The organism is Bradyrhizobium sp. Rc2d, from assembly GCF_900099855.1.
In the GTDB taxonomy this organism is placed as follows: Bacteria; Pseudomonadota; Alphaproteobacteria; order Rhizobiales; family Xanthobacteraceae; genus Bradyrhizobium.
Map to the genome: position 1 here is coordinate 12,653 of NZ_FNCU01000074.1, position 21,427 is coordinate 34,079.

9 protein-coding genes and 3 pseudogenes are annotated in these 21,427 nt (G+C 60.4%); 9 read left to right on the forward strand and 3 right to left on the reverse strand.

Annotated elements, in window-relative coordinates:
• The first annotated feature begins 89 nt into the window (after positions 1 to 89).
• From BLV07_RS43080 to BLV07_RS43095, 3 genes are all read left to right on the forward strand, one after another.
• The gene (locus BLV07_RS43080; protein ID WP_091898642.1) at positions 90 to 3,032 is read left to right on the forward strand and encodes an EAL domain-containing protein; all 2,943 of its coding nucleotides are present in this window, start codon (positions 90 to 92) and stop codon (positions 3,030 to 3,032) included.
• A gap of 678 nt (positions 3,033 to 3,710) precedes the next feature.
• Entirely contained in the window at positions 3,711 to 3,902 is a 192-nt protein-coding gene (locus BLV07_RS43085; protein ID WP_091898644.1) for a hypothetical protein, read from the forward strand.
• A 1,832-nt stretch (positions 3,903 to 5,734) separates the two neighbouring features.
• Positions 5,735 to 11,605 (forward strand): ATP-binding sensor histidine kinase, encoded by a 5,871-nt coding sequence (locus BLV07_RS43095; RefSeq protein WP_091898647.1) that lies wholly within the window; start codon positions 5,735 to 5,737, stop codon positions 11,603 to 11,605.
• Positions 11,606 to 12,042: 437 nt separating this feature from the next.
• On the opposite strand, the gene BLV07_RS43100 is transcribed toward BLV07_RS43095, so the two are convergent.
• Complete coding sequence (locus tag BLV07_RS43100; protein WP_091898649.1) at positions 12,043 to 12,504, reverse strand: GNAT family N-acetyltransferase; 462 nt, start codon at positions 12,502 to 12,504, stop codon at positions 12,043 to 12,045.
• A 668-nt stretch (positions 12,505 to 13,172) separates the two neighbouring features.
• Between BLV07_RS43100 and BLV07_RS43105 the strand changes: the two genes are divergently transcribed.
• The 4 genes and pseudogenes from BLV07_RS43105 to BLV07_RS48435 form a co-directional block, all read left to right on the forward strand.
• A complete protein-coding gene (locus BLV07_RS43105) occupies positions 13,173 to 13,619 on the forward strand; it encodes a YybH family protein (RefSeq protein ID WP_091898651.1) in 447 nt (148 codons plus the stop codon).
• A gap of 207 nt (positions 13,620 to 13,826) precedes the next feature.
• Positions 13,827 to 14,234 (forward strand): hypothetical protein, encoded by a 408-nt coding sequence (locus tag BLV07_RS43110; protein ID WP_091898653.1) that lies wholly within the window; start codon positions 13,827 to 13,829, stop codon positions 14,232 to 14,234.
• A gap of 787 nt (positions 14,235 to 15,021) precedes the next feature.
• Positions 15,022 to 15,240, forward strand: coding sequence for a hypothetical protein (locus tag BLV07_RS43115; RefSeq protein ID WP_091898655.1), 219 nt, complete (start codon positions 15,022 to 15,024; stop codon positions 15,238 to 15,240).
• Between the two features lie 824 nt (positions 15,241 to 16,064).
• A pseudogene (locus BLV07_RS48435) lies at positions 16,065 to 17,105 on the forward strand (VCBS domain-containing protein); the annotation flags it as partial.
• Positions 17,106 to 17,150: 45 nt separating this feature from the next.
• Here the strand turns inward: BLV07_RS48435 and BLV07_RS49470 are convergent.
• Positions 17,151 to 17,264: pseudogene (locus BLV07_RS49470) on the reverse strand (tyrosine-type recombinase/integrase); the annotation flags it as partial.
• A 379-nt stretch (positions 17,265 to 17,643) separates the two neighbouring features.
• On the reverse strand, positions 17,644 to 19,335 hold the full coding sequence (locus tag BLV07_RS43130; RefSeq protein WP_091898660.1) for a methyl-accepting chemotaxis protein: 1,692 nt from the start codon (positions 19,333 to 19,335) through the stop codon (positions 17,644 to 17,646).
• A gap of 1,154 nt (positions 19,336 to 20,489) precedes the next feature.
• Here BLV07_RS43130 and BLV07_RS43140 point away from each other — a divergent pair.
• Positions 20,490 to 20,726, forward strand: coding sequence for a hypothetical protein (locus BLV07_RS43140; RefSeq protein ID WP_091898662.1), 237 nt, complete (start codon positions 20,490 to 20,492; stop codon positions 20,724 to 20,726).
• Between the two features lie 213 nt (positions 20,727 to 20,939).
• A pseudogene (locus BLV07_RS43145) lies at positions 20,940 to 21,427 on the forward strand (class I poly(R)-hydroxyalkanoic acid synthase); the annotation flags it as partial.

Genomic DNA, 21,427 nt, shown 5'->3' on the forward strand with positions numbered 1-21,427 from the left:
GTCATTACTAGGGAAATTTGAGGCGGGCGCAGCCTGACTGCGTCCGCGCACACTTTTACGATTAGTAGTTTGCAGCGAAAGACACCGCGATGATTGGTTTCGTCGGCAGGGTTGCGCGTCAATCGACAGGGATCCTTGCGACCCTCCAGTCCAGGGCCCGCTCCGTGTCGCGCCTCATCGTCGTGCGCGGGTCGATTCGAACCGGCATCTTGATATTTTGTCTCGCCATGAGCGCGATTGCGGCAGCCCTCGGTGGTTATGCCACCCTCGGTATTCGCCATGCGGGCGATCTGGTTGCTAGAACGTTCGACGAGTCGCTGATGTCGATCAATTATGCGCGCGCGGCCGGCGCTGACTTCGCCGCAATGCGCGTGGCATCGGCACAACGCCTCCTCACCAAGGACGCTTCGGTCCGTGCTCGACTGGACGCCGAAATCGACGAACTTGCGAAGTCGCTTTCGGAAGACGTGACGATCGCGGCGGAACGCTCGCAGTCCGCGCGCGCCGCAAAGGCTGCCGCCAAGGTTCAGGAAGCGGCAAACGCGTGGATTGCACTTCATCAGCCGCTCCAATTGCCAACCGACGAGGATGGGAGCGTCGCAAGGAATGCGCAGGAGGTCGAACTCGACAAGTACTCGAAAACGGTTAGTCAGCAGATTGAGCTGCTCGTAAATTATACCGCCGGTGACGGTTTTCTGTTCCGTCAACGCGCCCTGGCCGCGATCAAACGGGATCTGCAGCTCAATGTGGCTGGGCTGACCATTGCGCTTCTGCTGTCCGGGCTGTTTTCGTGGATATTGGCACGCCGGATCATCGGTCCAGTCGCGATCGCCTCCAAAGCGGCGACCAGCATTGCCGCCGGCAATTTGAACACGGACATTCCGAAGGGCGGCGATGATGAGCTGGGCGTCCTACTGAGCGCAATGGGAAGGATGCGGGACAACATCAAATCGATGGTTGATCGCGAGGTAGCGCAGCGGCGTTCGGCCCAGGCGCGGCTTTCCGATGCACTCGAGAATTCGCGTGAGGGGGTCATCCTCCTGGATAAGGACGGCGAGATCGCCTTGGCCAATTCCAGAGCCAGCGAATTCATCCGTTGCTTGCCCGAACTGGTGCACCCAAGTTCGTTGCGCCTGGCGCGGCCATCGAGCGAGGACACGTCACTGGAGTTTGCACTCCGAGACACGCGTGACGATGTCGATGGCATCGACGGCGAAACCTTGCTCCCGGATGGTAGGTGGCTGCGGGTCAGCCGCAGCCCCACCCAGGAAGGCGGCCTGATGCTCGTCTATAGCGACATTACCGGTTTGAAACAGCAGAAGGCCGAGTTGCATGCGACCAATCTGAGACTGGATGCGGCGCTCACCCACATGTCGCAAGGGCTCTGTCTTTATGACGGAGAGGGACGGTTGCAGGTCGTCAACCGACGCTTCTGCGAGATATTTGATATTTCGCCTGAGCTTGTGCTTCCGGGCATGACTTTCGAAGATGTCCTCCGCCTGAGTGTTGCTGCGGGCAATCATGGTAACCAGACGGTGGCCGATCTTCTGGCGGAATGCGAGGGCTTCTTGGCTCGATGCAAGGGCAGCAACTATTTTCAGCAGCTCAGTGACGGACGCGTCGTCTCGATTGCCCATCGCTCTACATCTGACGGCGGCTGGCTCATCAGTTGTGAAGACGTAACCGAACAACAGAGGGCTCAGTCTCAAATCGCCTTCATGGCGCGCCATGACGCTCTGACCAGATTGCCCAACCGGTCTCTGTTCGCCGAGCGGATTGAGCAGGCTGTCGCAGAGACGGCCCTCGGCGCAGGCTTTGCCCTGTTCTGCATCGATCTGGACAATTTCAAGCAGATCAATGACACGTTGGGACATCCCGTGGGCGATGGGCTGCTTTGCGCGGTCGCCGACCGATTGGGTGCCTGCGTCCGGGAGGCTGACACAGTTGCGCGTCTGGGGGGCGATGAATTCGCGATCATCCAAGCTGACGTCGGGACTGCCGAAGAGGCCGAGGGCCTCGCCCAGCGCATCGTGGAATGTGTCGGAGCGCCCTATGAACTGAACGGACATCGCGTCATTGTCGGCTGCAGCGTCGGCATTTCGCTCGCGCCAGGTGACGGCACGACCCGCGAAAAGCTCTTGAAGAATGCGGACATGGCGTTGTACCGGTCGAAAATGGACGGTAGGGGAAAATGGCGGTTTTTCGAGCCGGCCATGGATGCCAATGTGCAAAGCCGCCGAGCTCTCGAAGTCGACCTTCGCGAGGCCCTGGCGAAGGACGAGTTCGCGCTGTTCTACCAGCCGATTTATGACTTGCGGAAGGACCGGATCAGCGGCTTCGAAGCATTATTGCGCTGGCAGCATCCGAAAAGGGGGATGGTGCCGCCCGACCAATTCATCCCGCTGGCAGAAGAGATCGGTCTTATCACTTCGCTAGGTGAGTGGGTGCTGAACCGCGCCTGCGAGCAGGCGTCTGGCTGGCCTAATGAGCTTAAAGTTGCGGTCAACGTCTCGCCGATTCAATTTCGCGATGCGAGCCTGGCGAACGTCATCGGCAACGCGCTCGACAGGTCAGCGCTGGCTCCGCACCGTCTCGAGCTCGAAATCACCGAGTCCGTTCTCCTCGGCAATAGCACTGAAACCATTGCGACCTTGTATGAGCTGAAGGCTCGAGGTCTGCGGATTGCTTTGGATGATTTCGGTACCGGCTATTCGTCACTGAGTTACCTGCGCAGTTTTCCCTTTGACAAGATCAAGATCGATCAGTCCTTCGTGCGCGACGCAACGGCGACCAAGGGATCGAAATTGATCGTGAGAGCCATTACCAGCCTCGGAAGAAGCCTGGGCATGACGACAACGGCGGAGGGGGTCGAGACGGTTGAGCAGTTGAATCAGATGAAGGCGGAAGGATGCAACGAGGCGCAGGGGTTCTTGTTCAGCCGGCCGGTCCCTGCAACCGAACTCGCAACAACGATCCTGAGCTTGCGTAATGGTCTTAAGCGCAGTGACTGGAGCAGGGCGATAGCCAGTTAGGCCGCCTTAGGCTTGTGCCTCAAGTTCGCAAAATCGACTACGGCCCCCTGGGCTATCGTGCTGCGCAGCTCTCAGCGCAAGCGCCCACGCTCATTTCGCGAAAACAGCAGTCGTGCTGCTCGACGAGCCAGATGAGCGATCTGCAGCAGCCGCGCATTCATTCTCACCGTCGCCCTGCGCCGTCGCATTGCATTGCTCCCTCAGACCCCTGCAGAAAGACACTAAGCTCCGAATGAAATGGTGTCATCATTGCTCTTGATGTAGAGCACGCGCGCCAGCTCTCAGTAGCACTCGAAAGCGATGTGAAGCATCAAGCGAATAGAATTTGCGGTCAACTGAACGCGACGCGTGGTGCGGCAACCTGAAACCTGAAGGGAATGCGGTTGCCTACACAGCCTGTTCCGTCGCCAAGTCCTGTTTTCGGCAATAATGAAAAACGGCTCCAGTTGTGGGACTGGAGCCGTCACCTTCCTAACGAGCGCTTCCGACATGAGGGGGCTTGGAGGTTCGGAAGAGCGCCTTCATTCTGCGCTGCACTTTTCGATGCCGTCAACGTTTCGAGCCGATGCTCTCAAGCAAAAGTCAGACGATTGCGCTGTCATCATTGGCTAGTCAAACCCGGCTATCATTCGATGCAAACCATGGCTTGCGAAGAACAAGCCCGAAGGGAGGTTTGCAGTGGAGAAGGTGCGACGCTTGCGCGCGATGGGTTCGATGTGCCGTCAACCAGCCGCGTACAACGGCATGAACAAATGGAAGCTCCTCGCGGAAGCGGAATACTGGGAGCACTTAGCTGAGATTGAGCTGTCGGCCTACTTCCAGGAATGCAACGCCGTAAGCTCGACCAGTTCGCATGATCTGGTTGCATAAGAAAACCTGCAATCAAGCAAACCAAAATACTCTGCAACTCAAGGTTGGACCGAGTGAAATCAAGGGGGCGTCATGAGTAACCGTAGCCGGGCGTACGACCGCGTTGTTCTGTGCCAGCGCGTTCAGGCGCTCATTTCTCAGCTCGCCGAACTGGAGATCCTTAGAGGCCGAGTGCAAGTGGCCGAGGAGAATACGCTTCTCAGTCAATCGGCAGACCCGGTGAAGTCAAGGATTCACTAACGGGCGGCAATGGTGTCGTCCTGCCCTGCTTGCTCGGCAGGACTTCGACCTGTTTAATCGCCCGAGATGCGAAAGTCGTCGAGGTTTTTGCCCGATGCCAATTGTGCACTGAGCCAACGGGGCCTGCTTGCCTCGCCCAGCCCAAAGTCGCGGAGGCGGGTGAGATGTGGGTGGCGCGATCAAAGCGTTGGGCGATGCCGCTGACAAACTAAAGGTCAGGGATCCGTCGGCGCCGGGGTACTGGGGCGCGTGGGTGTGAGATAGGTCTGCTGTTAGAGGTGGTCCAGTATGGTGCCTTCGCCTAGCGAGGCGGTCGGAAACCGCAGGTCACGCACAGGAACGAAGCCGCCGCGTCACCGTTGGTCGCGATCGGTTTGCGAGGTCCCATGAGAACGGTTTTCGCGCGTCGCCGGCGAGCGCACGGACATCTCGAGTTATCGGTAGGAACTGTCCTGATCGCGCTTGTCGCTGGGCTTCTGCTGGTCTGCGCCACCTCGCGCAGCGCCGCGGAGAGCTGAGGGCGAGGCCGATGCGCATCGCCCAGATAGCTCCGTTGGCCGAAGGCGTTCCCCCGAAGCGCTACGGCGGCACGGAAACAGTGTCGCAGTTGCTGAAACCGCGTCGGCTTTCGGACGATTGAAGATGTAGCTTGCTCCAATTGGGTCACCTGGCCGTCGCTCCTGAACCCGTGCCCGGAGGCGAACATCGGGATGTCGTCCGGCACGTCAGCATCCCATACCAGACCGGACGTGGTGGCGGAGCGGGCAAAACCGGCGCTCGTGACCCACACCGGACCTCCGTCATGGCATCAGACGCTGGATTCTGCCGGACTCGCATAGTCGACGGGACATATCTTGCGCGATTGTCCGCTTTAACAACCGGCAACGGGGGTGCGAATGCGATAGGAGACAGTTATGGCGCATCAGAAGAGCATGAAACGTACGGCCACGGGACCGTGCCACAGAGATGGCGATCCCAGTCATCGAACGGGATGGCAGCGAAGAACAACTCATCGATCCCATGCCCCCCGTCGAGAACTGACCCGGTACCACCGCGATCACGTCCAACATTGAGGTCATCCTCATAGTCACAGGACGCTTACTGCGACAATGCTTGCGCAGTTCATAGCCCCATCCTGGGTCCTTTAATCCGAGCGCCAGGGCCGGAATAGGTCGGGCATGCGAAGCATTGGCTGTCCACAATTGCAGCTACAGGGCAAAAAGGTTATCAAATCAAGGTCGCGGACGTGGCGGAACTGGTAGACGCAAGGACTTAGAATCGCGCGGCGCCAATGAAATCGCTCCTCTTCCGATCTAACGCGGGCAGGCAATCTGCGTGAAGCGGATGGGAGACACGGCCGACGCCGCGATCGGGATCGATCGCGTTCATTCCGGGCGGCAGGACCACGCCGCACGTGATCGGCAGCCAGAATTCAGGACCGCTCCGTTGGTAGTCGAGCTTAGCTCGGCTGGCCACGCCGCTCCATCTGTGGCAAGCTCGATTTTATTCAACGAGCTCAACAGGTATCTCGCCACCCGACATCGGGTGCCGTAGAGGCCAGCAGTTGAACCCCGTCTTTCGGTTCGGCGCGCATGGACAGCGACTTCCAGGTGTTATGGGAGGACGACGACCGCATCTTTTGCCGGGCATCGCGCCAGGGCTCCGATGGTGGCCGCAAAACTGTGCTGGCCGTGCTTCCCGCTGAGCACGCCCCATCAACTAGCCGGGATCGCCTGGCTCACGAATATGCACTAAAGGACGAACTCGACAGCGCGTGGGCCTTGCGGCCGCTCGAACTTGTCAGTGAGGGCGGCCGGCCCGTGCTGTTGCTCGAGGATCCCGGCGGCGAGCCGCTGGAGCGCCAGCTCCAAGCGCCCATGCAAGTGGGAACATTCTTGCATCTCGCCGTCCACATCACGGCAGCTCTTGGCAAGGTCCATCAGCGTGGGCTCGTGCACAAAGACATCAAGCCGCACAACATCATCGTGAATCGCGCGACCGGCGAAGTCAGACTCACGGGTTTCGGCATTGCCTCGCGACTCCCGCGCGAGCGCCAATCACCCGAACCGCCTGAAACCATCGCCGGCACCCTCGCCTATATGGCACCCGAGCAGACCGGACGAATGAACCGCTCGATCGACGCGCGCAGTGATCTATACGCGCTGGGCGTCACCTTCTATCAGATGCTCGCCGGGGCGCCCCCGTTTACCGCAGCCGATCCGATGGAATGGGTGCACTGCCATATCGCCAGGAGGCCTGTGCCGCCCGCCGAGCGTCGGAAGCAAGTGCCCAATTTCCTTTCGGCCATCATCATGAAGTTGCTCGCCAAGACCGCCGAGGAGCGCTATCAGACCGCGGCCGGTCTGGAGAGCGATCTCCGGCGCTGCCTCGCCGCCTGGGAGGCTCGGCAGGGGATCGACCACTTCCCCCTGGGCGAGCGCGACATCCCGGACCGACTGCTCATCCCCGAGACGCTGTATGGGCGCGCGCGAGAGATCGAAGTCTTGCTCGCGGCCTTCGACCGCATGGTCCAGAGCGGCACGCCTGAGCTGGTGTTGGTCTCGGGATACGCCGGCATCGGCAAGTCAGCTGTCGTCAACGAGCTGCACAAGGTGCTGGTGCCCTCGCGCGGCCTGTTCGCCGACGGCAAATTCGACCAATACAAGCGCGACATTCCCTATGCCACACTGGCGCAGGCGTTCCGCAGCCTGCTCCGGGGCCTTCTGGCGAAGAGCGAGGTCGAGCTGGCGCCCTGGCGCGATGCCCTGCACAAGACGTTAGGCCCGAACGGCGGGCTATTGGTGGACCTCGTCCCCGAGCTGAGGCTCATCATCGGCGAGCCGCCGCGGGTACCCGACCTGGCTCTGCAGGATGCGCAAAGGCGCTTCCACCAAGTGGTGCGGCAGTTCATCGGCGTGTTCGCGCGACCGGAGCATCCGCTGGCGCTGTTCCTCGACGACCTGCAATGGCTCGACGCGGCGACGCTGGACCTGCTCGAGGATCTGCTGACTCAGGCGGATGTGAGCCATCTGCTGATGATCGGCGCTTACCGCGATAACGAGGTCGATGCCGCGCATCCTCTGCGGCGCAAGATCGCCGCCATCAAGAACCGCAGCGGCCTCGTTGAGGAGATCGCGCTGGCGCCGCTTGCCACCGAGCATGTCGGGCAGCTGATCGCCGACTCGTTGCGTTGCGAGCCGAGTTATGCCGCGTCCCTGGTGCAGTTAGTGCAGGAGAAAGCGGGCGGCAATCCGTTCTTCGCCATCCAGTTTCTCCACGAGCTCGTCGAGGAGCGTTTGCTTGCGTTCGATCATACGTCGTCGTGCTGGACGTGGAATCTCGATCTCATTCGCGCCAAGGGCTATACCGACAATGTGGTGGACCTCATGGTCGGCAAACTCGCGCGCCTTCCGGCCAACACGCAGGCAGCGTTGCAGCAGCTCGCCTGTCTCGGTAACACCGCCACGATCACGCTGTTGGCCCTTGTTCTGGGAAGATCGGCGGCTGAAGTCGACGCAGCGCTGTGGGAAGCCGCGCACGAGGAGCTGGTCGAGCGACGGCAAGGCTACTACAGATTCACCCACGACCGGGTGCAGGAAGCCGCCTATTCAAGCAAACCGGAAGCCGAGCGTGCGGAAACCCATCTCGCCATCGGCCGGCTGCTCGCGGCGAATACTCCCACAGAGCAACACGGGGACGTGATCTTCGACATTGTCAATCAGCTCAACCGCGGCGTTGCGTTGATCACCTCACGAGACGAACAAGCGAAGCTGACCGAGCTCAACCTGCTCGCAGCCAAGCGCGCCAAAGCGTCTACCGCCTATGACTCGGCACTGACTTATATCAATGCCGGCGCGGCCCTGTTGCCGGAGGATTGCTGGGAGAGCAGGCATGAACTTGCCTTCTCGCTGGAGATCAACCGGGCAGAATGCGAGTTTCTGACCGGTGCGCTGGCGGAAGCGGAGCGACGCCTGATGGCTCTCTCAGACCGTGCGGCCGGCCCTGTCGAGTTAGCCACGGTCTCATGCCTGCGCATCGACCTGTACACGAGGCTCGATCGGAGTAGCGATGCAATTGCTGTTGCTCTCGATTACCTCCGCCACCTGACCATCGACTGGCCACCCCATCCCACGGAGGAGGAGGCGCGAGGTGAATACGACCGCGTCCGGTCCCAACTTGGCGGGCGCCGTATCGAAGCTCTGATCGATCTGCCCTTAATGAGTGATCCGGTGTCTCTAGCGACTCTGGGCGTGCTGACCAGGCTGCTGCCGCCTGCACTATTCACGGATTTGAACCTCTTTTCCTTGACCGTTTGTCGAGCGGTTAATCTCAGCCTTGAGCACGGAAACTGCGATGCCTCGTGCGTTGCCTATATGAGGCTTGGGATGATTGCCGGTCCTCGCTTCGGCGACTACGAGGCGGGATTTCGATTTGGTCTGCTCGGATATGAATTGGTCGAACGGCGCGGATTGACGCGATTTCATGCGCAGACCTACATGCTCTTCGGAGCGCACCTCGCGCCATGGACGCGACATGTCCGGAGTGCGCGTGATTCGCTGCTTCGGGCTTTCGACGTCGCAAACAAAACAGGCGACCTCACGTTCGCCGCGTACGCCCGCGTCAATCTGAATTCGAATCTGCTCGCGGCTGGTGACCCGCTCGCCGAGGTGCAACGCGAAGTCGAGAGTGGCCTCGCGTTTGCGAAAACGGCACAGTTCGGGCTGGTCGTTGACGTTGTCGTCAGCCAACTGCAGCTCATCCGGACCCTGCGGGGGCTGACGTCGAAATTCGGCTCCTTCGACGATGAGCAGTTTGAAGAGCTTCAGACGGAGCGCCGGTTCGCCGAGAATGCCAACCTCATGCGAGCGGACTGCTGGTATTGGATCCGAAAGCAGCAGGCGCGCTTTTTTGCAGGCGACTACGCGGCTGCGATTGAGGCGTCACAAAGGGCGCAGCGGCTGCTGTGGACGTCTATATCGCAGCTCGAAACTGCCGAATACGAATTCTATGGTGCATTGTCCCTCGCGATGGCCTGCGCCTCCGCCGCGCCTCCCCAGCACCGGGAGTACCTCGCGGCACTGGCGGGGCACCGGCGACAGATCCAAATCTGGGCAAAGAATTGTCCGGAGAATTTCGAGAATCGCGCTGCGCTGGTCGAGGCGGAGGTCGCCCGCTTGGAGGGCCGCGAGCTCGATGCCGAGCGCCTCTATGAACACGCTATCCGCTCGGCCCGCGCCAATGGCTTTGTTCAAAACGACGCGCTTGCCAACGAACTGGCCGCACGCTTCTACGCGGCCCGCGGATTTGAGAGAATCGCTCGTGCGTACTTGGCCGACGCTCGGCGTGCTTATTTGCGGTGGGGGGCTGATGGCAAGGTGCGGCAACTCGACCGCGTCTATGCCCACCTGGCAGAGGAAACAGCGGCGCCCGGCCCGACGAGCACGATCGGGACCCCCATGGAGCAGCTCGACCTCGCCACCGTCATCAAGTTGTCGCAAGCGGTCTCGGGCGCAATCGTCCGGGAGAAGCTGCTCATCACCGTCATGCGCACCGCTATCGAACACGCGGGCGCCGAGCGCGGCCTGTTGGTTCTGTCGCACGGGACCGAGTTGCGAATTGCCGCCGAAGCGACCACCGACGGCGACACGGTCGTCGTGCAGCTGCGCGACGAGCCCGTGACTGCAGCGCTCCTGCCGGAGGCGATCCTCCACTACATCTTGCGTACGCGGGAGAGCATCATTCTCGATGATGCCGCAGCCCAGAAACCGTTTTCAGCGGATCCCTACATCATTCAGCGCCAAGCGCGCTCTGTTCTCGGCCTGCCGGTGATCGCTCATGCCAATTTCATCGGCGTGCTGTACCTGGAAAACAATCTGGCTACGCATGTCTTCGCGCCGGGTCGGATCGCGGTGCTAAAGCTGCTCGCCTCGCAGGCGGCAATCGCGCTGGAGAATGCTCACTTGTACCAGGATCTCGCAGAACGCGAGGCTAGGATTCGGCGCCTGGTCGAGGCCAACATCATCGGGATTATCATCTGGGAGCTTGGAGGTCGGATTCTGGAGGCGAATGATGCGTTTCTCCGCATCGTAGGATACGATCGCGAGGATCTCATTTCGGGCCGCCTACGCTGGACTGACCTTACACCGCCGGAGTGGCTCGACCGCCACATGCGATTGTGGATCCCGGAGCTAAAGATGATGGGGAGCGTGCAGCCGTTCGAGAAGGAATATTTCCGCAAGGACGGCAGCCGCGTGCCCGTGTTGATCGGCATGGCTGCATTCGACGAGCGACGAGATTACGGCGTCTCTTTTGTCGTCGACCTGACGGAGCGCAAGCGGTCGGAAGAGGCACTGCGGCAGAGCGAGGAGCGCTTTCGCACCCTTGTACAATTCTCCTTCGACGTGTACTGGGAATCCGATGCGCAGCATCGCTTCACCCGCCAGGAGTTCGGCGAACGTCTTGCCGACGCGCCGGCGCCTGGCTCTGAAATTGGGAAGACGCGGTGGGAAGTGCCCTATTTGGAGCCTGACGCGGAGGCCTGGCGCAAGCACCGGGAGACGCTCGATGCCCACCTGCCGTTCCGTGATTTCGAGCTGGCGCGGCCTACGCCTGACGGCGGCAAACGCTACGTGTCCATCTCGGGACTGCCGGTCCTCGACAATGCAGGGCGCTTCATCGGTTACCGCGGCGTCGGACGGGACACCACCGAGCGCAAGCGGGCCGAAGAGACCTTGCGGGAGGTGCAAAGGGAATTGGCGCATGCGAACCGCCTCGCCACCATGGGTGAGCTCACGGCCTCGATCGCCCATGAAGTAAGCCAGCCGATCGCTGGCGCATCGATGAATGCCGATGCCGCCCTGCATTTCTTGGACAGAAACCCGCCGGCTGTTGGGAGAGCCAGGGACATGCTCGGTTATGTTGTGAACGACACTGATCGAGCCCGCGACATCATCGGGCGGATACGTGACCTCATCAAAAAAGCACCGCCGCTGAAGGATCGCCTGGATATCAACGAGGCCATCCGGGGCGTGATCGAGCTCGCCCGCAGCGAAGCGGTGAAGAACGACGTCGCGATGCAGGCGGAACTCGGAGACGGTTTGCCACTCGTCGAAGGTGATCGCGTCCAATTGCAGCAAGTGATCCTGAACCTGATGGTCAATGCCATCCAAGCCATGGGCACGGTCGCAAGGGGATCGCGAAGCGTGCTCATTACGACCGCTCGGGCCGAATCTGACGGCATTATCGTCGCGGTGAAGGATTCGGGACCAGGATTGGCCCCGGACGCTCTCAAGCGCATCTTCGACCCCTTCTACACGACGAAGCCTGGCGGTCTGGGGATGGGACTGTCGATCTGCCGCTCGATCATCGAAGCGCATGCTGGGCGCCTGTGGGTGACGTCCAATGCGCCCCATGGCGCGACTTTCCACTTCACGCTGCCAGCCCACCCGGGCAGCGCGTCGTGACCATCCCGTATGGGTTGCTTTTGAGACGCCGCTCCGGCGTTCACGCCAGTTCCGAAGTGTCAATCTGGAGTGGGCCCTGGGCCGGACAGGGGCGAATTTAAGATTTGACGGCTATGCCGGGCTTTCGAACGACGAAAGCCCATGGCCAAGCACCGCATTCAGAGCATCGAGTTCAAGCGTCAGCCGCCATGTTGCAACGACTGACAGCGATCACGACCAGCCTCCAGGGGCCGCCATAGTTGGCGGCCTCGTTCATGTCCGGCTGAGATTGTCGCCTATTGGCCCATCGCGTCCATACTCAGCCGTCCGCGTTTGGTCCGCTTCTTCGGACCAAGCGGACACGTCATGCCGCCGCCCGATTTCGCCGCGCATCGCGATCTTGAGCGCATCGTCCGGTAATGGCTGCTGGAGCGCCTTCGCTTTGTTCCCTCGCGACCTCACAGATTGCGAACCATTAGAGCCGTGTCGAAGCCCTTCCAGTTAGTGCGATCAAGGACCAACCAACCGAGCCTCGCATAGAACCCGGCGGCATCAGTGGTGTAGAGGTAGAGCCGCGAAAGCTTTCGCTGTCGCGCTTGATCCTCGATCGCGGCGACCAATGCGGCGCCTGCTCCTTTTCGCCGATACTCAGGGACGACGAACAAGCCTGCAAGCCATGGCGACACATCATGGTTAGGCTCGATCTCGGACTCGACGAGAAGGCATGTGCCGATCGGCTCGCCATCGGCCTTCGCGATAAGCGCCACACCATGGCTCTGATCGGAAGTAAACAACTCCAGCGATCTCAATTCTTCTTCGAAGGACGCTTGGAGTACCGAAAAAGCACCGGCGCGCCATCGCGCGCAGACAGCCAACTCCGGCGTATCGGGTCTCACGATGAACGTTTGAATGCCGGTCATAGGAACATCTGCGCCGCTTCCCGATCTTCCTCGTCCGCCCCACGCATCACGATCTTGAGCACATCATCCGGCAACGGCCGTCGCCGCGCCTTGGCCTCATCCCACGGCGCACGCATCCACGCATCGCGCTCGTCATCGGGCTATCACTCTTTTCGCCACGCGCCCATGCGGCATGCTTCCGCGCCGTCCAATCGCGCTCTTGTCGCCACGCTTCGAAATCGGCCTCCAGTGCTTGAACACGAAATCAGTCCTTAGATCTGGTGCCATCGCAACCAACCTCTCAGCAGGTTTAATGACTTCCATGCACTAGAATCGGGAACTCTGAAGTCTCGGACGAGGTTACAGAACCGCCAAGAGGATTGAAAGATGAGCGATCGTGCGCGCAGTAGCACTGCCGTCGCGCCCGCCGGACCGGGAAGGCGACCCTGAGATCGCGTCCCTGGATAGGCGCTCATGTTGATGATCGGCTGGTCCGGATCGCCCAGTTCGGCAGCAGGATCTGAGAGGGCGACCGCCACACAAAGGAATGGCACTCCAGGCGACCGTGCCAGCATGATGCGTCGCAACACGTGAAGCGATTGCCGTCAATCTGCAATTGATGTCTTATCGATGCCTTGTACTTTGTTCGGACTGATTTCAGAGTTGATAGTTCTAGGGAGGGAATTGCGATGCTGCGGATCTTGCTCTCATGCTTTTTCGTGACGGCTTTTTCGCTATCTGCCATGGCAGCCGACGGGGATCCAAAACGACAGGTTGAGGGAATCGCTTCCGAATATGCGGCGAGCTTCAACAAGCAGGACGGCGCTGGAATTGCCGCGCTGTTCGCGACCGGCGGAATCCACGTCAATCCGGCGGGGCCGCGCTCTGACATCGCGGAATTTTATCAAGGCGCCTTCAAGGCAGGGTTCGACCACGAAGAAATCACAGTGGACCAGGCATGGCCGCTTGGGACGAACATGGCGCTCGCCATCGGCGGATACCGTCTCACGGGCAAGAATCAAAGTGGTGCGCCCCTCGAGACAGGAGGCATCTGGACGGCGACCTACGTGACTGAGGGTGGCAAGCTCAAGATTCGTTTGTTGTCGGCGATGCCCAAGCCTCCGGCTCCGAAGTAGGGGCACCTCATGTTCGACGCGCCCAACACGGACGCTTTTGCGTGCGGTCCTCGATGAGGTCTGCGAGAGCATTTCGCGGTGCGAGATCGGCGTGCGCACGCCCGTCGCATCGAAGATTTAGGAAGCGGCCGAAGTCTCGCAAAGGATTGAGGCGAGTTGGGCGCGAAGCCCTTCGGGGGCCGACCAGTAGTGCTGACCGAAGGGGGGGTGAATTTTCAGGTCACGGTCATGAAGATCCTGGTGAGCTATCCGGACGGCTTCGCCGTGATGGCGGACCTCAAGCGCGACATGGCGATCCTGGCGACGAGCGGGCGCGACTGGTCCGAGCGGACTAAGCGCTTGGCCGCGCGCGCGCCGGATCTGGATATCTTTTCCCAAGCTCTCGTCGAGCGTCTGAACGGCGGGTGGCGCATCACCGACAAGGGCCGCACCGTGCTCGAAACGATGGAGGCCCGTCAGCGCGATCCGGAGCACGTAGTCGAGGGGGCCGCATCCGAACTGTGTAGTCCCGCAGCGCCTCCGCCGCGGCTTGCGGCGAATAGAGGCATTCGCCGTTCGGACCGCCGGCGAGATCGACGCATGGCTCGCGAACGCATTCGAGCAAACGCCTCCTGAGCCATTTTTCCAGAGACGTCGCATCGCGCGACACCGAGGGGAGGAGTTACTTCGGAGAACCGCGAAAGGTAGGTCGCGCCACGAGACGACCACCGAGGGTACCCGCAACGAAGGCAAGCACTATTCGCGTAGATATCGATCGCCCTCCGCTGGCGGCACGTCAGGTGAATCGAGATGAGCCGGACGGTCCAAGGAAATTGGCGTTCCGAATGCGATGTCCTATCAGAATGTAAGGACGCGTTTGTCGGCCGAGCGTATCGTCGTATCGGCGGGGCCCTTTCGAAAAACCAAGAAGATCGGGTCGCGGGCCGAAGTTTGCGTAGAGCGCTCACGTCTTATCTCTGGTCCGGTTCATGGCCATAAAGAACTCTTGCGGAGCTTCGTTCAACCGTAGGGATGGAAAACTACGATGATCTGCTATTACTCACAATCATAGATGTAAGGAGCGCTTGCCGCCGGACGTCTGCGGGGACGGCGAGCAAGGCCATCTGCGTCCGGTTCAACAACTGGGGAGGCGGCCGCGATACAGCGCTTGGGGATTAACTTGCATGTCCGCGGCAGCGCAGGTTCGGAAGCATGAGCAGGCGTTCGAGTTGGGTAGGCCGATCAGCATCCGCCGTATGAGGTAATCGGCTCCCCTGATCAATGATTCTCTGCCTAGTGATCAGTGTCGGCGGCCGCCGGTGTGAGCAATTGCAAAAACGATATTGCTTGCTCTCGAGCGCCCACGCGATACGCTGCATTCATTTGCAGATCGGGTTCATTTGAGACGGGCTAGGGCATTGCCGTGACCAATGATACTGCGGTTTTCGATGCGTTGCGTTTTGAGGCGGAAAGTGGCGACAGAGTCGCGACGGGTCTGATAGGCACTCGCGAAGCGATCGTTCGAGACGGGCTTATCATCGATCCGTTATCGCTCGGCTATTGTCCCCACGAATGGATCGATGGGAGCGGGTACGTCGACCCTGAACTTGCGCGGAAGTTCTGCTACTTGCTGGCATTTTGAGGCCGCGGCCGTTGAATCGGCACAGCAGTCATACCATAAGCAACGTCCAAGCCGGAGACTGACAATGCGAACGCTCCTTCTACTCTGTGCTGCTTTGGCATGTTTTTCTGCATCGATCATTCTGAGTACGTCCGGCGCTCATGCGGTATTCTGGCGCGGCCTGACTGCACCAACCAACATCGACTATCACGGCTGGGTTATCGTCAGGGAGCTTCCGCCCAGCCCCTGCCAGTGGATACGGGTGAGTGGCGGCTACTACGTCCGGCAGTGCGTCTACTAGAGACGTGTCTTTCTAGCTGCAGGCGTAAGCGCTTACCTTGGAAGGCATTCGCTTCCTGCGGGGATCTGGTCGCCCGTCAAGTACTCGAAAGCCTAAATGACCGACGACAATCGTCGCATCTGACACGGCCTTGGCTGGTATGTGAAAGCATCCTGACCGGCCGTGGAGGAGAGGAAGGGCGGCTGCCGGTGGGCAACAGAGTTGATGGAGAAGACTTGCCCGACGTATCGATCGAGGATGTGGAGGCGACACGAAGAAGATCCGCCATTGAAATGGAGGCGACCAACAGTCGCGTTAGGTGATCTTCTGCCTACGCGGCGATGTTGAACGACGCAATCAGAGCACGCACGTGGGTTTGCCAGCTCACGATGGTGCTGGCCCGCACGGAGATACAGCTCGCGGTTACATCCATCCACTCGTTTGGCGATCAACTCGCATTCGACAGCGAGGTTTTCAACACGTTCCAGCTTGGCTTGGACACAAAACAGGGCAGGGATGAGGGCGTTCCTCGGCGTCGACCAAGTCCTATGCACCTGCGGATCTGCTGGTCAAAGACGTAAGCTACAGCAGTGACGCAGCTGGTGCGGCCGGAACGAGCGATCATAGTGCGCTGGGTGCGAGGATCTGGATCGAGTCGGATGGCACCGTTCACTACGACAAGGGCGACATCAATCCCCTTCTTCAGGGGCTCGCCGTTGGTCAAACACTAAATGATTCTTTCACTTACGCCATTCAGCTCGGCAACGGTACGCTCAGCTGGGCCACGGTGACGCTGCAGTTTAGCGGCGCAAACGACTCGGTTTATATTACGTCGAGCCCACAGAGCGGCGCAGTTGTGGAGGACGCGGCGACGACGCTGGCCCCTTCAGATTCGCTGACCGCGGCCGGAACGATAAGCTTCACCGATGCGGACCTGAGCGATACGCACACCGCGAGTTTCGTCGCCGCTGCGAGCAACACCACAGCGCTCGGCACCTTTTCGCTCGACCCGGTCAGCGAGGCGGTCAATGCGGCGAACGGCTCAGTGCAGTGGCACTACGCGTTGAACAACGCGGCAGCGCAGTACCTTGCCGAGGGCCAGAGCGTGGCCGAGAGCTTTGTCGTCACGGTCAATGACGGCCACGGCTCGACCGCGACCCAGACTGTAACGGTCACGATCACCGGCACCAACGATGCTGCCTCGATCACGTCGGGCAACCAGAGCGGCGCAGTGGTGGAGGACGCGCCGGCGACGCCAAGTCCGTCCGATTCGCTGAGCGCTTCTGGGACTATCAGCTTTAATGACGTCGATCTCAGCGATGGTCACACAGCGAGTTTCGCGGCCGCTGCGAGCAACACCACCACACTCGGCACCTTTTCGCTCGACCCGGTGAGCGAGGCGGCCAACGCCGCGAACGGATCGGTGCAGTGGCACTACGCGTTGAACAACGCGGCGGCGCAGTACCTCGATGAGGGCCAGAGCGTGGCCGAGACCTTCCTCGTCACGGTCAATGACGGCCACGGCTCGATTGCCACACAAAGCGTGACGATCACGCTGACCGGCACCAACGACGCGCCGGTTGCGGTTGCCGACACCAACTCGGGCAGCGAGGACACCACCATCACCGGCACGGTCGCGACCAACGACAGCGACGTCGATGACGGGGACATCGATGTTCTGCTCGAGCAGGTGGGTCGCGAAGCTGTGCCGCAAGGTGTGCAGCGAGACGCGCTTGTTGATCTCCGCCATCTGGGCGGCGCGGTTGATGGGTCTCGACGGAGAGTCGAGTTTATAAGCTCATTCATCGACCCGAAGATGCGTGATCAACGCAAGCCCCCCGACCCATCGGCAAGCCCATGCCGCCGGCAAGCACAGGTCGAGGAGACCCGGCGCGTGCTGCGAGTGTGCGACGCGGCCGACCGCGCGATTGACAATCAGCTGTCGCGTTCCTCCGGCGGCGCGCTGCCGAGGAAGTAGCGACTGTCGCGCGACCGTTGAGGAAGTTGGTCATCCTGCTGCGAGCCTGCTACGCGGCTTGCTAGAGGTCCGCAGCACCGAATAGCGACCGAATAGCGGACAAAGTACGGTCCCTGTTGGTCGCTCGAACGAGTTGGCCTGAATCCGCTTCTGAACCGAGAACCGATCATGCGCGTACGGTGCGCAGGAAATGCACGACCTCGTCCTTGAGTCGGGTCGACTCGCGCGACAAAAGCCCAGCAGATGACATGAGCTGCACCGACGCGCTGCTCGTTTCGGCCGCGCCGCGCTGCACATCGGCGACGCCGGAACTGACTTCGCTGGTGCCCTGGGCAGCCTGCTGGATATTGCGAGCGATCTCGCTCGTCGCCGCGCCCTGCTCCTCCACCGCGGCGGAGATGGCCGTGGCGATTTCGGCCATTCTGGAAATCGTGCCGCTGATATCCGCGATGGCCGCGACCGATTTTCCAGTGGCGTCCTGCATACCACCGACCTGCTGGCTGATCTCTCCCGTCGCCTTGGCGGTCTGTTCGGCCAGCGCCTTAACCTCGGCCGCCACCACGGCGAAGCCGCGACCGGCTTCGCCCGCGCGCGCTGCCTCGATCGTTGCATTGAGCGCCAACAAATTGGTTTGGCCGGCGATGCTGTTGATAAGATCGACGACGTCGCCGATCCGAGCAGCCGCCTGCGCAAGACGCTCGATCTGCTCATTTGTGGTGCGCGCCTGTCGCACCGCCTCGTCTGCGATACGCGAGGACTGCTGCACCTGACGGCCGACTTCTCCCACCGAGGCTGCCAATTGTTCCGACGCGGACGCAACCGACTGCACATTGGTCGTCGCTTCCTCCGAGGCGGCGGCCACGCCGGTTGCCACACCTTGGGTCCGCTCGGCCGTCCCCGTCAGGATGCTCGCCGACGCCTCAAGCTGGGTCGAGGTCGAGGAGACGGTCTGCACGATCTCGCCCACTGCAGTTTCGAACGCATCAGCAAGACGGTGCATCTCGCGCCGCCGGAGATCGGCCTGCTGGGTGTCCTGCTCGGCCTTGGCTTCCTCGGCCGCCTTCTTGGCGATCAGCGCCTCCTTGAACACCTGCAACGCATCGGCCATTTGCCCGATCTCGGTGCGCTCGCCCCGATGCGTCACTGCCGCCGAAAGATCGCCGCCGCTGAGGGCTTGCATCGGCGAGACGATCGCGGCGATGCCTTGCGAGACGCTTCTTACCAAAAGGAAGGCAACGAGAGCCCCGACGACTCCGGCGATCGTCGCCATCGCCAATAGCATGTTGAAGGCATGGCTGTAGGCGCCCGCTGCCTGCACTCCCGCCTCGCCAGCGCCTTTGTTGTTGAGGTCGATGGCACTAGCCAGGACCTTGTCGGCGTTCAGGCCGATGGGATTGACAGTCTTGCTGTTGAGCTCATTGGCCTCTTGGGGAAAACGGCCCGCCGCCGCGCGCGACAGACGCAGCACCTCCTGCGCGCCCTTCATGTACTCATTCCAGAGACCTCGCCATTCATCGTAGAGCGCACGCTCCTGCGGACTGGAGATGAGCTTCTCGTAGTCCGCAATATTCTGCGCAATTCTCTCGGCGACCTGCTCGATCCGCTTGTCAAACTCCGCCTTGTCTTCCGCACGGTCGATCAAGAGGTGCTGCCGCACCGCGGTCCGGTAGGTGATGGTGGATGCGCGCAGCTCGCCGAGCACGCGGACGCTCGGAAGCCAATTGGTCTGGATGTCGACGACCGCGGCGTTGATTACCTGCATCTTCCAGGTTGCGAACGCGCTGGTGGCGATAAGTGCCAGCAAGAGGCCGGCGACGACGGCGGTGATCTTGGTTCGGATGGGCAACTTGGCAAACATGGCATGGCTCCCGAAAAAAACTGAAATAGAAATGCCCGCCCGTCGCAATGCATCTGACGGTTGGTCGTCTCTCCCCCGGCCGGGACCAATTGCCGTCAGTCCCATGCCAGCGGAAGTTGTATCGATCTTCCTTTAAGCGTTTATTACCTATTGGCGCTACTAGGCCGCGGAATTACGGATTGTTTTCAATATGGCTATGTTTCTGTCAGGTCCGGTCTACCCTTGAGAGCTCGACCAGCGGAAGGGGCCTGGATTTCGTCGGTATGGGCCAATTCCGGAAGTTAGTCGTTCGATAAAATAGTCAGATCGGCCGCCCTCATTAGCGCGGCCGATCTCCGTCGACGACTGCGGAGGCGCTATTCGCTCATTCGGTTATTCCGCCCTACCATCTGCACCTTCTTAACTTCCTCTGCCGTCAGCTTCGGTCGGTCGATCTTGAGCGTCAGCTTGTTGAGCTTGCCGGCGAACTTCATCGGCACCTGCCTAATTCTTGTCGTCGACCGGGGTACCGGTGTCGGCGCCGACGTCAAAGGTCTCGTCCCATTGCAAGACAAGCGGAACCGTGCGGGGCGACGACCTTGCCATCGACCTTGAGCACGCTGGTGCGGCCCCCGGCCGATGCCGCCCCGCTGTTGAATGCAAGTGTGGCTAGGCGCCGAACCGTCCGCCCTGGGTGACCAGCATCCTCCCGCGGGATCTCTGCCTACGCCGTATTCGTGTAAGCGCGGTGTCAGCAATGGCTTCGACCCACGTCGGCCCCCCGTCGCCGGCCGCCGAAACCAACAAATGCAACGCGGCCCCGTGGGATCGAAATAAACAGCCAGCAGCTGTATGAGCGATTTAAAGTTCGCTTGGATCAAATGCCAATGGGTAGGCGCTTTGATGAGCACCAAAAGCAATCGGCGCTAAAATTCCAGCAAACGCAAACCCTTGCGTGACGCTCATTCAACCTCCTAGCGCTCATTTAATATTTTGCCCATTTTTTTTGTGTTTAATTTATACATTTAATATGATATTTTAACGGCATTTATTTGATTCAGGGCATTGAGATTGGATCGGCTCCCAGATTTTGACGAACTCGTTTTGGTGGCAAGGGGGCCGATTGACAATCGATTTGCGCTCTGCGGTGTGAACCCTTTACTCGGAGAAAAATTATGGAGCAGAAAGGTTCTCATTCGACACGCATCCCAAAGTCAGGCTCAATCAGCTTCGGCCGTTCGAAAGCAGATTGCATGATTCGCAGCATCTCCGCATACGGTGCCGCCCTGGATATTGTTGGAGATGGAAAGATTCCCGACGACTTCGCGCTTACCGTCATTCCGGACGGTGACCTGCGCCGGTGTGCAGTGGTCTGGCGTAAAGACAAGCGTATCGCCGTCGCATTCTATTGACACGCCACCAACTCATGCGGATGCAGGTGGAAGTTCTTAGGGCCATAGGCGCGCCGGTGACGAACAGGGGCTGGTGCACAGAAACCCGGCTTTAACATAACCAATCAACCCTACCTGCCGACGCGCGTGTCACCAACCGCATGCGGTGAGGTGTTGTTTTTTTTGGAAGCTACCCAAAACGGCTCTGGTCAGGCCTGTCAGGAGGAAAGACTTATGGCCGAGAAGTGGATGGAGCAGCCCATCTGGGATCCGATTGCCCTTGCAGCGCAACTGCGTAACATCACGAAACAAACCCAAGTACTGATGCGGCACTTCACGCCTCATGAGTCTGACGCGATTAAGTTCGGCGTGGGCGAATGGTCAATGCTTGGGTTCGAGTTTTTCGAGTTCATGACGAGGATGATGACCGACCCGGCGGTGGTCGCACGCGCGCAGATCGGCCTATTCTACAACATGGTAGGTATCTGGCAGAACACCGCGGTACGCCTACTCAGGCTGCGTGCACGCGAGGCCGATACCCCAAATGATAAACGGTTCAAGCATCCGGAATGGAGCGAGAATGCTGTCTTCAGCTTCGTGAAAGACAGTTATCTTGTTGCGGCAGCGTCGGTTCTTTCTGCCATCCGCGAAGTCAAAGGCATGGACGAGGCCTCTGCCCGGAAGGTCGACTTCTATACCCGCCAGCTGGTTGATGCCCTGTC

What these genes read in the sequence shown, in the direction of transcription:
- BLV07_RS43140 (WP_091898662.1), top strand. Translation starts at nt 20,490, where the DNA reads ATGGAGCAGAAAGGTTCTCATTCGACACGCATCCCAAAGTCAGGCTCA.
- BLV07_RS43095 (WP_091898647.1), top strand. Translation starts at nt 5,735, where the DNA reads ATGGACAGCGACTTCCAGGTGTTATGGGAGGACGACGACCGCATCTTT.
- BLV07_RS43080 (WP_091898642.1), top strand. Translation starts at nt 90, where the DNA reads ATGATTGGTTTCGTCGGCAGGGTTGCGCGTCAATCGACAGGGATCCTT.
- BLV07_RS43130 (WP_091898660.1), bottom strand. Translation starts at nt 19,335, where the DNA reads ATGTTTGCCAAGTTGCCCATCCGAACCAAGATCACCGCCGTCGTCGCC.
- BLV07_RS43100 (WP_091898649.1), bottom strand. Translation starts at nt 12,504, where the DNA reads ATGACCGGCATTCAAACGTTCATCGTGAGACCCGATACGCCGGAGTTG.
- BLV07_RS43105 (WP_091898651.1), top strand. Translation starts at nt 13,173, where the DNA reads ATGCTGCGGATCTTGCTCTCATGCTTTTTCGTGACGGCTTTTTCGCTA.